Here is a 13215-nt window from a genome sequence, read left to right on the forward strand (position 1 = left end):
AGCACAAGAGTTACTGGTTATTGATGGAACGACAAGTGGCTGGTTAAAAATTATTTCTTATGAGGGAGAGAAATGGATCAATCCAAATGGTGAGAAGAAATATGTAGAAAAATCATTCTACACGTACAATGAGCCATCTTTTGTATCTCAAAAAGGAAATGGAGGCCAAGCTTTTCCGGCACAAGAGGTGCTTGTGATTGATGGGACAACAAATGGTTGGTTAAAGATTATTTCTTACGAGGGAGAGAAATGGATTAATCCAAATGCTTCTGAGGTCTCAGGAGTCATTGAATTAGCTTTAAAACAATTAGGAAAACCATACGTCTTCGGAGCAGCAGGGCCTAATTCTTTTGACTGTAGTGGTTTTATATATTATGTATATAAAAATAATGGATATAGTATTTCAAGGAATAGTGTAGAGGGATATTGGCCGATGGTAATTAAAATTAATGATCCGCAGCCTGGAGATTTAGTCTTTTTACAAAACACATATAAACCTGGTCCATCACATATGGGGATTTATCTTGGAAACGGTGAGTTTATTCATGCAGAAAGTGAAAAGACGGGTGTCGTAAGAGGAAATGTATTTAGCTCATATAATCAAAAGCATTTTCTTGGTTATGGTAGATTTAAAAAATAAGTTATCAATGTTAGTTTATATACATTAGTAAATATCAATATAAAGTTAATTATTTTTATTGATTAAATAAATTATAAAACAGCTATCAATTTTGATAGCTGTTTTTGATAGTTCTGAAAAATTACAATGGATTTTCTAAAATGAAATATTCGTTGTTTCATAGATTATTAATTGAAATATACGAAAGGATATGGGTGATATATATGTTAAAACATAGTGAAAAGACGGGGGTATTAGCGAGTGCGGATACGAAAGAAAATGTGGAAAAGTCATTTTACGCATATAATGAAGCTTCTTTTACATCAGTTAAATCAAATGGGGGTGTGGAATATCCGCCTCAAACAATTCTCATAAAGGAAAAACGAAACAATGGTTGGTGGAGAATTCAAACTTGGGAAGGAGAGAAGTGGATTAATTTAAATGGTGAAAAAAAGTATGTAGATAAATTATTTTATACGTATAATGAGCCATCATTTGTGTCTGTGAAAGGAGGAGGAGGTCAAGCTTTTGCAGCGCAAGAGTTACTTGTTATTGATGGAACGACGAGTGGTTGGTTAAAGATTATTTCTTATGAGGGAGAGAAGTGGATTAATCCAAGTGGTGAGAAAAAGTATGTAGAAAAATCATTCTACACGTACAATGAGCCATCTTTCGTATCTTCAAAAGGAGGAGGAGGTCAAGCCTTTTCGGCGCAAGAGGTACCTGTTATTGATGGTACTACAAATGGTTGGTTAAAGATTATTTCTTATGAGGGAGAGAAGTGGATTAATCCAAGTGGTGAGAAAAAGTATGTAGAAAAATCATTCTACACGTACAATGAGCCATCTTTCGTATCTTCAAAAGGAGGAGGAGGTCAAGCCTTTTCGGCGCAAGAGGTACCTGTTATTGATGGTACTACAAATGGTTGGTTAAAGATTATTTCTTATGAAGGAGAAAAATGGATCAATCCAAATGGTGAGAAAAAGTATGTAGAAAAACCATTCTATACGTATAATGAACCATCATTTGTATCCACAAAAGGAAATGGAGGCCAAGCTTTCGCGGCACAAGAGGTGCTTGTAATTGATGGTACAACAAGTGGTTGGTTAAAGATTATTTCTTATGAAGGAGAAAAATGGATCAATCCAAATGGTGGCATTGAAATGGTTTTTGAGTCTACAGCGTATAGTGTAGAGAACAGTCCTCCACATGAACGCATTACTGCATATGGTATTGATATAGGGAAAAACCCAAATATCAAGTTAATTGCTGTTGATCCTAAAGTAATTCCATTAGGGACGCAAGTAGATGTTGAAGGTTATGGTGTAGCCATTGCCGGTGATACGGGTGGTGCTATTAAAGGGGAAATAATTGATGTACTTTTCCCAACTGAAAGAGAAGCAATTAAATGGGGACGCAAAAAGGTGAAAATAAGAATTCTTAATTAATCTTTTAATACAAGAACGTTGTTATTTGTGACTTGCTTAGATGATGCACATAATAAAGTCTTTCATTTCTTTCGGTATATAAACAAGAGGTTGCACGCAGGCAACCTCTTGTTTACTCATATCGTAAACATTCAATTGGATCCAGTTTTGCAGCTTTGTTAGCTGGCAGTAAACCAAATATAATACCGATTAACATGGAGATACCTACTGCAAGAAGTCCAAGTTCTTTTGAGACAACGAGTGGCCATCCAGCAAAGATGGAGACAATCCAAGCGAAGAAGATACCGAGCATGAAACCGATGAAACCACCGAGTCCTGTTAAAATACAAGATTCAATTAAGAATTGTGTTAATACTTTACCACGCGTTGCACCAAGTGCTTTACGAATACCAATCTCACGTGTACGCTCTGTTACAGATACAAGCATAATGTTCATTACACCGATACCACCAACAAGTAAGGAGATAGCGGCAATACCACCGAATACCATCTTCATCATACCGATTGATTCATCTAATTGCTTCGTAAATTCACCTAAGTCTTGTGCTTCGAATTTGTGCTCAAATTTAGGAGCTTTCATTTCGTTTAAAACAGAAACGGCTTGTTTTTCTACACTTTTACGTTCGGCCGGAGAGGTCATTGTTAATCTTACAGAGTCATACTCAGTTACTCCTGAAATGACAGGCGCGTTTTCAAGTGATGTATAACCTTCAGGCATAGGCATTCCGAAGTCGTTTTTCGTTTCGTATACACCGACTATTTTATACGGCTTTCCTTTTATATCTGTGTATTGATTTGATTCCCAACCACTAAATAATTTGTTGAAAGCTTCTTCATTTAATATAACAGCAGGGATTGCTTGGTTTAGCTCACTGTCGTTTAATTCACGACCGTGAACTAATTTTATTTTCGAATCTGTCATAAAGGCGCCTGTTCCGCCTTTTAAATCAAGATTTACATCTTTTGAACCAGCAGATGCTTTTACTTTCATACTTACATCTGGATACACATCTTTAACGCCTGGTACAGTTTGCAGTCGGTTTAGCATATCAGCTGTAATTTTGGCATTATCTGTTCCATAGTCAGGATTGTTGTAGTAAATCGTTACTTCGTTATCTTTTCCTTGGCCTAACTCTTTTTTAAACTTTGCGTTTGTACCATCACCCATTGAAATGATAGTAATAATGGCACTAATACCGATAATAATACCTAACATCGTTAAAATAGAACGCATTTTATGGGCAAAGATAGAGGAAAGGGCCATGCGTATATTTTCACTCGTGTTCAAAATTAACCTCTCCAATCTTGGACGATATTTCCGTCACGAATTACAATTTGACGTGCTGCAGCTTCCCCGATTTCACGATCATGGGTAATCATAATGATTGTTGAGCCTTGTTTGTTTAATTCGTAAAAGAGGTCCATAATTTGTGTACTTGTTTTCGTATCAAGTGCTCCAGTCGGTTCATCGGCTAAAATGAACTTTGGATTATTTACGATTGCACGTGCAACAGCGACACGCTGTTTTTGTCCACCTGATAATTCGTTCGGTAAGTGAGTAGCACGATCAGCTAAACCCACTTTTGTTAAAGCGGCTAATGAGCGCTCACGTCTTTCTTTTTTATCAACTCCAGCGTAAATAAGAGGTAGCTCTACATTTTGAAGTGCTGTAAGTCTCGGTAATAACATAAAGTTTTGGAATACGAATCCGATCTCTTTATTACGAACGCGTGCAAGTTCTGTTTCAGACATGTTTGAAATGTTTTGTCCAGCTAGTTCGTACGTACCTGTCGTTGGTTTATCTAAACAACCGATAATATTCATTAAAGTTGATTTACCAGAACCAGATGGTCCCATAATAGAAGTGAATTCTCCTTGGTTCAGTGTTACGTCAATTCCGTGTAATATTTGAACGGATTCTGCACCATTTTGGAAGGATTTCGTGATGCCTTTTAAGTTAATCACTGGGCGACAACCTCCATACCATCTTTTAAGTCTTTTTCCGGTTTAGAGATAATTTGTTCTCCTTTTTTCACTCCAGAAACTTTTGCTTCGCTATCAGTCTCGAATTCAACAGTAATTGCTTGTTCTTTCGCTTTACCGTCTTTTATGACGAAGACAACATTTTTGTCACCTTTTTTCACGATGCTGCTTTTCGGAACAATTGTACCAGTTGCTTCGCCAGATTTACTCGTTACGTAAACGTGGAAGCCGTTTTGTAATTCTTCACTATTATCTAATGTGACAGTGAATTGATAGTTAGAAACAGTTTTATTTTCGTCCATGCTCTTTAATGGTGTAGAACCGATTTCTGTTACTTTTCCTGTCCAAGTCTTACCAGCGACAGTTTTTGAAGAAACAGTTACTTCTTGCCCAACTTTCATACTAGCAAGCTCATATTCAGAAAGTTGACCTTTTACTTTAAATGGACCAGCATGACGAAGTGTAATACCGCTCATACCTGTTTTTTCATCAGCAATTTTTACGATATCATCAATTACGCCATCAGCAGGACTCGTTACAGAAAGTGTGTTTACTTTCTCTTTTGCAGCTTTAATCATTTCATCAGATTTTTCAACTTCAAACTTTTTCATTTCAAGCTGTGATTCTAATTGTTGTACCTCGATTTCTGATGCTTTTAATGCTTCAGCAGGAAGGCCTGCATTTTTATCTTTTTGTAACTTTTGTTTTGCTGCATCAATTTGTTTTTGGAACAATGTTACTTCTTTTTGTGCGATTTTCTTTTGCATTTCTGCTTCAGTTACACCTTGTTTCGCAGTTGGGTCATTGTATTTAAATAGAAGCTGCCCTTTTTTTACTTCATCACCTTTTTTTACAGCTAATTCATACGTACCTTTTGTTGGATCAAATGAAATTGTTTCAATTCCGTTTGGAATGACTTCACCGCCAAATTTTTGCGCGTTTTCAATTTGTTTTTCTGTTACTTTATATCCGCTATATGCTATTGCTACTTCTGAACCGCCGCCAGCAAATGCAAAGTATGATCCAGCTGCAATTCCGATTGCTACTACACTAGTAATTAACACTTTATTTTTCTTCTTCATCTATTTATCACCTTTTCGTTCGTTTTAGTATCTACATTAAGTATAGAAGAGGGAAAGAATCTGACAAATCGTTTTAGCTTACAATAACCTTACAGTTTTGTAAGGTATGAATATGTAAATGTAAGGTAGAGCTTGTCCCAGTGTAAGCAAATGAATTGACGCGTGTTTTTTTCTTACAATAATATTGTATGAAGGAGAGGAGGAAGGAAGATGGAAGCTTATTTTAGTGCGCATCCATTAAAACCGTTTATTCCCTACTCAAGGCAACATGCCATTATATTATTTATTCTGTTGGTGGGAATCGTTTTTTTATATCAATACCAAGATGTATTACGTCAAAATGAGTGGAATATAACGGTTCGATATGCGATTGCATTTCTATTTATAGGGAGTGAAATTGGACTTCATATGTGGGAGTGGAAAGCAGGGATTTTTGAGCTAGCCACTTCATTACCATTTGAGTTATGTACGATTAGTTTGTTGTTAGCGTCAATTATGATCATAACGAAAAGTTACCGTATATATGAGATTGTATTTTTTACAGGAATTATCGGTGCATCACAAGCCATTTTAACGCCAAACTTGCAGTATGCTTTTCCGCATTTTCGGTTCATTGAATATTTTATCGCGCATATATTGCTCATTTGGGCTCCACTCTTTATGACTTGGGTGGAAGGATATCGTCCGACAGTACAATCTATTAAACGCACAATGATATTTTTAAACATATTGATTCCGATTGTTTCGTTTGTAAATTACAAAACAGGTGGTAATTATATGTTTTTAGCTCATAAGCCAGAAACAGCTTCATTACTTGATATGTTAGGACCACATCCTTACTATATTATTTCATTAGAACTCGCAGCGCTTATTGGATGTTTTATTTTGTATATGTCGTTTGCGAAAAGAGAAAAACAGTTACATAAAGAATCGTTAGGGTCATAACCTAGCGATTTTTTATGTATTAAATATTTACAATTCAGAAAATTAAGAATAAAATTGAGGAGTAAATTATAGAGAGAGAAGGGCGAAAATGGTCAAAAAAGTATTTTTGAATGGGATGGAAGTGACGGTTCAATTTCTTATTTCGATTTTGGGTATTATTTGTTTAGGGACATTGCCGAAACTATTTTATGGATTTGAGCTGCATGCATCACAGTACATACAGAGTTTACAAGAAGTGTTTGTGAATTTAATGGACATCTCCAATTTTAAATATGTGGGAGATAAATTTTTATTTCCACAGTTGTTTGTCCATTATAAAGAAACAATTATTATATTTTTAGCTGCTTTTTTCATTTCATTATTTGTAGCATTTTGTATTGTTTATGTAATTATGAGTAGTTCACCGCGTATACAACATCGAATTAAATCATTTCTTATCTTCCTAGAATCCATTCCAGATATCCTTCTTATTTTAGTATCACAAATTTTAGTTGTATGGTTTTTTAAACAAACAGGTTTTTTACCTTTTCAAATTGCTTCAATTGGAGGCGAGTCGATTAGAGGGTTGCCAATATTATGTTTGAGCATCCCAACTACGATTATGTTTGTAAAAATGGTAGTGCTCCGTTTTGAAAATGAACTAGAAAAAGATTATGTACTATTTGCTAAGGCGAAAGGGCTGGGGCGCTTTCATATTTTAAATCGTCATATTTTACGAAATGTGTTGCTTAGTACATTATTCTTTGCGAAAACGAATATCTTTTTTATGTTATCTAATTTATATATTATAGAATGGATTTTTAATACGGGTGGTATTTTTATGTTTTTGAAATCGTATGAGGGTATTAGAGTTGAAGTTTTTATCGTGAGTGTACTGCTTATTTATATTCCGATTTTTATTTTATTTAAATTGTTTCATTATCTCATTCCGGCTGCGATGAAGGAGAGATTATAATATGTGGACGTATATAAAACGTGATAAAAGATTTTGGATAAGTATTGGGTTTCTTCTTCTATTAGTTCTTTTGAGCATCGGAAATACGTTATGGAATGATGGACATATTAGACAAGTTACATTGCAATATGATGCGGATGAAAATCCACAAGTGCCACCGTTTCCACCTTCATTACAATTTTTACTCGGGACAGATCGGAAAGGGTATGACCTGTTACATTTAGTCATTGAGGGCGCGAAATGGACGGTTGGTATATCTATTTTAATTGCGGCACTTAGAATGGTAATAGGTGTATTTTTCGGTGTCGTGCTCGGAACGTACATAAAAAGAGGATTTTCAAAAATTGAGGCTTTCTTTGATAGTTTTACAGTTATTCCGACAGTTATGATTGCGTATTTTTTTCTTCAATTTGCAAGTACATTTGGAAGTGGGGAGGAAACAACAACCTTTTTTGAAAGGGCTTCGTTTCAAGTTGTCTTACTTGTAATGCTTGTAATGCCAGTTATTGCACTGTATGTTGCGAAGGAAGTTCGTAAATTGCGAACGGAGGAATTTGTTGATGCCGCGCGCATATTAGGTGGATCGAGAAGACATATTGTTATAAAGCATCTTTTCCCGCATCTTTATATGACGTTTATACTTGTATTTTTTCAGCAGTTTACGCAGACTCTTACTATTTTACTGCACTTAGGGTTACTAGAAATATTCTTTGGCGGAACGGTTAAGTTTTTAGGACCGATAGAAGAAATAGAATCTTACACACATGAATGGTCAGGGTTAATTGGAGTCTATTTTAGATCATTAACAGTGAATCCGTGGATCCCTCTCGTTCCGATTACATTTTTTGGACTTACTATTTTTTCAGGAAATATGATTGTAAAAAGTATCGAAGAGGCGATGATGAAAGTAAGGTTAGGAGGAGAGCTAAAGAAGGATGTTGTAGAAGAGGAACAATCTGTTGTGCAGTCAAAGGAAGAGCTGTTTACGTTTAAACATACGATGTAAAGAATCTAGGAAACTAGGTTCTTTTTATTTTGTTATATTACAATATCGTAAGAGAGATGTAATGAAAATCGATAGGGGAGAAATACGATTTCGTATACACTTCATGTATAGAGAAATACGAGGGCGGGTGAAGGTATACGATGGATTTTTTAGAAGTATCAAAACGTAGTATAAAACGAAATATGAAAGATTATTTTCTATACTTTATTTCATTAGTAGGCAGCATTATTATTTATTTTACATTCGTATCGATTAAACGAAATGAAAGTGTAGTAGCTCTTTTAAAAGAATCGGATAAGGTGGAAACGACATTTACGTTTGCACAAATATTGTTGATTATCTTTTTAACGATATTTATTTTTTATTGCAATAGCTTCTTTTTACGAAAGAAGAAAAAAGAAATTGCACTATACAGTTTATTAGGTATCCGTAAAGAGGAGATTGCGAAGTTACTCTTTTATGAAACATTATTAGTTGGTGCTGCGGCAAGTGTGTTAGGTATTCTTGCTGGTTTATTTATAGCGAATATGTGCGCAGGGTTTCTCGTAAAGTTAATGGGAAGTGCATTTACTTTTACATTTACGATTTCATTTTTATCTATAGTAGAAGTTCTTATAACGATAGGTGCAATTTTCTTTATTGCATCATGGAAAAGTAAAAAGTTAATTTATAAGCATCGTTTAGTTGAATTACTATATGGTGAAAATCAAAAAGAAGAGGCACCTACGTATGCAAGTAAGAAGGCAAAACGAGCAATTGTTTTATTAATTACAGGTTATATTATTGCGCTACTTACACAAGTTTTTGGATTTGGAGCAATTTTTATTACAGGTCTACTTATTTTTGGTTGTATTGTAAAAGGTACGTTTTTACTATTTGAGCAATATACAGTGAAATCACTCCATAAAATAAAGGAAGATAAAACGAAATATTGGAATGGAACGAACATTTTATCCATTTCTTCATTGTTCTTCAGAATAAAAGGAAACGTAAAGATGCTCGCGCTATTATCTTTATTAAGTGCGGTAACATTATGTACCATTGGAATTAGTTCTAGTATGTATTATGGAGCGCAGAAGACAGCGGCATTAATGAATCCAGTTAGTTATGAGTATGTAACGACTGGAAAGGAATTAGATAAGAAAGTTAGAGAAGAAATTCAAAAACATGAGCTAGCAATTAAAAATGAAACATCTGTAGCTATGCTCTCTATGCAAGGAAAGATAGATGGAGAACAAATATTAACTGGGTACTTAATAGGTAATGGTAATGTGCAAATGATAAAAGTGACAGATTATAATAAAGTAGCTTCTATGTTAGGTAAGAAACAAGTTATTCTCGGTTCTGAAAAGGAAGTTATTTTATTAGATCCGTATAAGTCGTATAACATCGAAAACAATTCACTTGAAGGAAATAATGTATCCTTTGAAGGGATGAAGGATGATATTACAATCGTTGACCATCGAGAGGAAACAGTTGTGAGTGCGAAACTTGCACCAGTTGGACTTGTTGTTCAAGATTCATTATTTAATAAGTTGCAGCAAGGACATGCTGTTTCTACAGTTAGAGGATTTATCGTCGAAGGAAATGGTAATGCAGAGGTAACGAAAAATTTAGCGAATATCCTTTCCAAAGAAGCGAAATTCCAATCATTTGAAGAGGCAAGCCAATCTGAATTGCAAGATGGCGCAGTGTTATTGTTTGCTAGTGTATTTTTAGGGATTGTCTTTATTCTTGCAACAGGTTGTATTTTATACTTTAAACAAATAACAGAAGCGATGGCAGAGCAACCAGCGTACGGAATATTAAAGAAAATTGGACTAACGAAAAAGGAAGCAACAGAGTCTGTAAGAAAGCAAGTAGGTGCAATATTTTTAGTACCATTACTTCTTGCGATTTGTCATACATTCTTTGCATTTTTAAGTTTGATGGGCTTTACAGGAATGTTTGAATATAGTCTTCCTTTATTAGGAAGTATAGGTGTGTATATCATCATTTACTTTGGTTACTATATGTTAACGGTCCGTTCGTACACAAATACAGTATGTAGCGATAGAAAATAAAAAGAAGCAAGCATGAAATCCATGCTCGCTTCTTTTTATTTTGTAGAAACTTCACCTTCAGCTTCTGCTTGGGGAATATAGTAACCGATTATACCACCGATAATTGCTGGAATAATCCAGCCAATTCCTAAGTTGTAAAAAGGAATGGTGTGTACGATATTAGCGATAAAGTTTGGTATCATTTCCACATTATCAAGTGCGTGAATACAGCTAATAATGAATGCTGCGATCATTGCCCCGATGTAGACAGAAGGTTTACGTTTCGTATATTTATCTATAAATGATACGAAAATTAAAATAATCGTAATTGGATATAAAATAATTAATACAGGTAATGTAATTTTGATTAATAAACTTAAACCTAAGTTTGAAATCACGAAGCTGAAAATACAAACGTATAGTACGAGCTTTTTGTAAGAAACATTTGTTAGTACTGTTGCGAAATAGTTTGCAAATGCACTTACAACACCAATTGCTGTCGTTAAACAAGCGAAGATAATGGCGATGCTTAATAAAACATTCCCGCTTGTCCCAAAGAAGTGGTACATAACAGTCGCTAATAGTTGACCACCGTTCTCGAATTGTCCTAAGTTGCCGTTTGAAGCACCGATATAACCGAGTAAGAAGTACACAATTGTTAAAAATAGAGCGGCAATGCTTCCGCAAATAATTGTATATTTCGCAATTGATTTCTTCTCTTGTATACCGTTTTGGCGAATTGCATTTACAACGATCGTTGATAATACGAGAGCACCAATTGCATCTAACGTTAAAAATCCTTCAAGAAATCCTTTGAAAAATGGGATTTCTTTATAGTCACCAACAGGTTCTGTAAACGTTCCTGGTGAAAGAATCGCTTTTGTTGCCATAATTGCAATAATTCCAAGTAAAATTGGTGTTAATATTTTTCCGATATGATCTACTAATTTTGATGGATTTAATGATAAGAAGTAGACGACTGTAAAGAAAATTGCACTAAAGATTAACATAGAGTACCATTGGTCCGGGAAAAGTGGTGCAATCCCAATTTCGTAAGATACAGATCCAGTTCGTGGAATAACAAATAGTGGGCCGATTGAAAGATAAATAATGATAGCGAATATTGCTGCAAATTTTGGATGAACACGGCTTGCTAAAGTGTTAAAACTACCACCGGCAAGAGCAACAGCGACGATAGCTAGTAAAGATAAACCGACGTCTGTAATAATAAATCCTGTAATGGAGACCCACATATTTTCTCCGGAAGAAAGACCGAGAAGGGGCGGGAAAATCATATTACCAGCACCGAAGAAAACTGCGAATAGTAATAAACTAATCGAAAGTATTTGCGCTGGCTTTAAAGTTGTACGCATATAAAGAAAATCCTCCTAATGAGTATTTTTGTCGAAAATTCAAACAATTTGTCGAGTAACTGTTACTATTTTAAAGGTCTGATGACTAGAAAGCAATAGGGAATTTTGAAAAAATTAAAAAATAATGCATTAAATCGAATAAATATACTATTTATATCTTCAATAGGAAGGATTTAACTTTGAACGTAAAAAAACACATATCGCTAGGATATGTGTTTTAAAAAAATATTTTTTTATCACGTTCTTCTTTTAAAATTTCAACTGCTTCTCGGAAACGTTGTGAATGGACAATTTCACGTTCACGTAAGAAGCGTAGACTATCATTTATATCTGGATCATCTGATAAGTTAATAAGCCATTGATATGTTGCGCGTGCTTTTTCTTCAGCCGCAATATCCTCATATAGATCGGCAATTGGATCACCTTTAGCTTGTATATAGGTTGCAGTAAATGGAACACCAGCAGCGTTATGGTAGTGAAGTGCGCTATCATGATCAGCGTAATGAGGGTCAAGACCAGCAGCTTTCATTTGTTCAGGCGTTGCATCTTTCGTCAGCTTATAAACCATCGTAGCAATCATTTCAAGATGCGCAAATTCTTCTGTACCAATATCGGTAAGGAGGCCAATGACTTTATCAGGAATTGTATAACGCTGATTTAAGTAACGGAGTGCAGCAGCTAATTCTCCATCTGCACCGCCATATTGCTCAATTAATAATTTTGCAAGTGCTGGATTGCAAGTTCCCACTTTAACGGGGTATTGTAATTTCTTTTCATAAATCCACATAGTTTCTCTCCTTTATATTTGCCATGGCCAAGGACCTTTGCTCCATTCCCAAGGGGCATTCGAATAACTGTTTCCAAACTGTTGGAGTGGTCCGTATTTTTCTTCCATCTTTTGTTTTAATACTCTCCGTTTATAGGAAAAGTCATTAAATTGATTAATTGCAGCGGTGTCATCTGGATGTGTATCTAAATAAAGAGTGAGTTCAACTAGTACAAAGTCCAGTTCTTGAAGCTCCAGTAAAAGTTGATAGTATTCTTCTGGTAGCGATTGATTCACGTCAGTAGTCACCGCCCTTTTTTATAAGGATTTTCATAATAGTCATAAAAAACAGGCCATAAAGTTCCTTTTTGGAGTGCTTCTTTTGGCGTGAATTGCGGTAAGTTTGGCGGTTGAAAGCCTAAAAATAAATTAGGAGGAGTAGAATAATATTTTTTTCCGATAGGAGGACAAGGATCGAGAGGACTATGATAGGGCACAAATGATCTCATATATTTATTCACGAATAAACCTCCTTACATGTTCATTACTACGTATTGTATTCAGACATAATGAGCATTTATGACACATATAAAAAAGTAATAGGTACGGGGGGAATGAATGTGGAGACTGTGAAACAATTCATTGTATTGGAAGTGAAAAACTTAAAGGAAACGTTGTATTTTTACGAAGGGATTTTAGGAATCAAACCTAGTTTAGAAAGACCGCAATTAGATACAACAGGAGTTTGGTATCATTCTGATTCAAAGAGAATTAGTTTTGTCATGAATCGCGTGTTAGGTGGACGGGAAAAAACTGTTACAGATTCATGTGAGGTTTTAACGTTTACGATTTCTAACATAGAGAAATTGAAAAAGAAGCTAGCGTTTTATGAGATTTTATATACAGAAAATGAATATGCGAAGAGTATTGTAGTACAAGACCCAGATGGATATAAACTTCAAGTGATGGAGAAGGATGAATAGACGGAGGGGATTT

14 protein-coding genes are annotated in these 13215 nt (G+C 35.0%); 7 read left to right on the forward strand and 7 right to left on the reverse strand.

Annotation, left to right across the window (positions count from 1 at the left end; translation table 11 throughout):
• Positions 1-640: C40 family peptidase (locus tag MR070_RS22735; RefSeq protein ID WP_242262049.1), on the forward strand; the 640-nt coding region annotated here is incomplete at its 5' end.
• Positions 641-843: 203 nt separating this feature from the next.
• The gene (locus MR070_RS22740; protein ID WP_242262050.1) at positions 844-2067 is read left to right on the forward strand and encodes a 3D domain-containing protein; all 1224 of its coding nucleotides are present in this window, start codon (positions 844-846) and stop codon (positions 2065-2067) included.
• 112 nt (positions 2068-2179) lie between these two features.
• On the opposite strand, the gene MR070_RS22745 is transcribed toward MR070_RS22740, so the two are convergent.
• The 3 genes from MR070_RS22745 to MR070_RS22755 are packed head-to-tail and all read right to left on the reverse strand — an operon-like array spanning position 2180 to position 5132.
• Positions 2180-3331, reverse strand: a complete 1152-nt coding sequence (locus tag MR070_RS22745) for an ABC transporter permease (RefSeq protein ID WP_002020451.1) — start codon at positions 3329-3331, stop codon at positions 2180-2182.
• Positions 3332-3357: 26 nt separating this feature from the next.
• A complete protein-coding gene (locus MR070_RS22750; protein ID WP_000609103.1) occupies positions 3358-4032 on the reverse strand; it encodes an ABC transporter ATP-binding protein in 675 nt (224 codons plus the stop codon).
• Positions 4029-5132, reverse strand: coding sequence for an efflux RND transporter periplasmic adaptor subunit (locus MR070_RS22755; RefSeq protein WP_000728813.1), 1104 nt, complete (start codon positions 5130-5132; stop codon positions 4029-4031). The genes MR070_RS22750 and MR070_RS22755 overlap by 4 nt, the downstream gene beginning before the upstream one ends.
• Before the next feature lie 210 nt (positions 5133-5342).
• Between MR070_RS22755 and MR070_RS22760 the strand changes: the two genes are divergently transcribed.
• The 4 genes from MR070_RS22760 to MR070_RS22775 all read left to right on the forward strand — a co-directional run bounded on the left by MR070_RS22760 (position 5343) and on the right by MR070_RS22775 (position 10101).
• Positions 5343-6077, forward strand: a complete 735-nt coding sequence (locus MR070_RS22760; RefSeq protein ID WP_000388675.1) for a YwaF family protein — start codon at positions 5343-5345, stop codon at positions 6075-6077.
• 88 nt (positions 6078-6165) lie between these two features.
• The gene (locus MR070_RS22765; protein WP_000239704.1) at positions 6166-7032 is read left to right on the forward strand and encodes an ABC transporter permease subunit; all 867 of its coding nucleotides are present in this window, start codon (positions 6166-6168) and stop codon (positions 7030-7032) included.
• A gap of 1 nt (position 7033) precedes the next feature.
• A complete protein-coding gene (locus MR070_RS22770; protein ID WP_000269964.1) occupies positions 7034-8038 on the forward strand; it encodes an ABC transporter permease in 1005 nt (334 codons plus the stop codon).
• Positions 8039-8178: 140 nt separating this feature from the next.
• A complete protein-coding gene (locus MR070_RS22775; protein WP_044791226.1) occupies positions 8179-10101 on the forward strand; it encodes an FtsX-like permease family protein in 1923 nt (640 codons plus the stop codon).
• Positions 10102-10136: 35 nt separating this feature from the next.
• Here MR070_RS22775 and brnQ2 read toward each other — a convergent pair whose 3' ends face one another.
• The 4 genes from brnQ2 to MR070_RS22795 form a co-directional block, all read right to left on the reverse strand.
• Positions 10137-11453, reverse strand: a complete 1317-nt coding sequence (gene brnQ2, locus MR070_RS22780; protein ID WP_061530950.1) for a branched-chain amino acid transport system II carrier protein BrnQ2 — start codon at positions 11451-11453, stop codon at positions 10137-10139.
• Positions 11454-11670: 217 nt separating this feature from the next.
• Entirely contained in the window at positions 11671-12240 is a 570-nt protein-coding gene (gene cotJC / locus MR070_RS22785; protein WP_000265273.1) for a spore coat protein CotJC, read from the reverse strand.
• Positions 12241-12252: 12 nt separating this feature from the next.
• On the reverse strand, positions 12253-12516 hold the full coding sequence (locus tag MR070_RS22790; protein WP_001076510.1) for a spore coat protein CotJB: 264 nt from the start codon (positions 12514-12516) through the stop codon (positions 12253-12255).
• Between the two features lie 8 nt (positions 12517-12524).
• Positions 12525-12740, reverse strand: a complete 216-nt coding sequence (locus MR070_RS22795) for a spore coat associated protein CotJA (RefSeq protein WP_001046257.1) — start codon at positions 12738-12740, stop codon at positions 12525-12527.
• A gap of 48 nt (positions 12741-12788) precedes the next feature.
• Here MR070_RS22795 and MR070_RS22800 point away from each other — a divergent pair, with 48 nt between their 5' ends.
• Positions 12789-13202 (forward strand): VOC family protein, encoded by a 414-nt coding sequence (locus tag MR070_RS22800; protein WP_242262051.1) that lies wholly within the window; start codon positions 12789-12791, stop codon positions 13200-13202.
• Positions 13203-13215 lie beyond the last annotated feature (13 nt).

Origin of the sequence: Bacillus cereus group sp. BfR-BA-01453 (assembly GCF_022662915.1) — a bacterium.
Classification (GTDB): Bacteria; Bacillota; Bacilli; order Bacillales; family Bacillaceae_G; genus Bacillus_A; species Bacillus_A paranthracis.

What these genes read in the sequence shown, in the direction of transcription:
- brnQ2 (WP_061530950.1), bottom strand. Translation starts at nt 11,453, where the DNA reads ATGCGTACAACTTTAAAGCCAGCGCAAATACTTTCGATTAGTTTATTA.
- MR070_RS22800 (WP_242262051.1), top strand. Translation starts at nt 12,789, where the DNA reads ATGAGCATTTATGACACATATAAAAAAGTAATAGGTACGGGGGGAATG.
- MR070_RS22770 (WP_000269964.1), top strand. Translation starts at nt 7,034, where the DNA reads ATGTGGACGTATATAAAACGTGATAAAAGATTTTGGATAAGTATTGGG.
- MR070_RS22760 (WP_000388675.1), top strand. Translation starts at nt 5,343, where the DNA reads ATGGAAGCTTATTTTAGTGCGCATCCATTAAAACCGTTTATTCCCTAC.
- MR070_RS22765 (WP_000239704.1), top strand. Translation starts at nt 6,166, where the DNA reads ATGGTCAAAAAAGTATTTTTGAATGGGATGGAAGTGACGGTTCAATTT.
- MR070_RS22740 (WP_242262050.1), top strand. Translation starts at nt 844, where the DNA reads ATGTTAAAACATAGTGAAAAGACGGGGGTATTAGCGAGTGCGGATACG.
- MR070_RS22745 (WP_002020451.1), bottom strand. Translation starts at nt 3,331, where the DNA reads ATGGCCCTTTCCTCTATCTTTGCCCATAAAATGCGTTCTATTTTAACG.
- MR070_RS22775 (WP_044791226.1), top strand. Translation starts at nt 8,179, where the DNA reads ATGGATTTTTTAGAAGTATCAAAACGTAGTATAAAACGAAATATGAAA.
- MR070_RS22755 (WP_000728813.1), bottom strand. Translation starts at nt 5,132, where the DNA reads ATGAAGAAGAAAAATAAAGTGTTAATTACTAGTGTAGTAGCAATCGGA.
- cotJC (WP_000265273.1), bottom strand. Translation starts at nt 12,240, where the DNA reads ATGTGGATTTATGAAAAGAAATTACAATACCCCGTTAAAGTGGGAACT.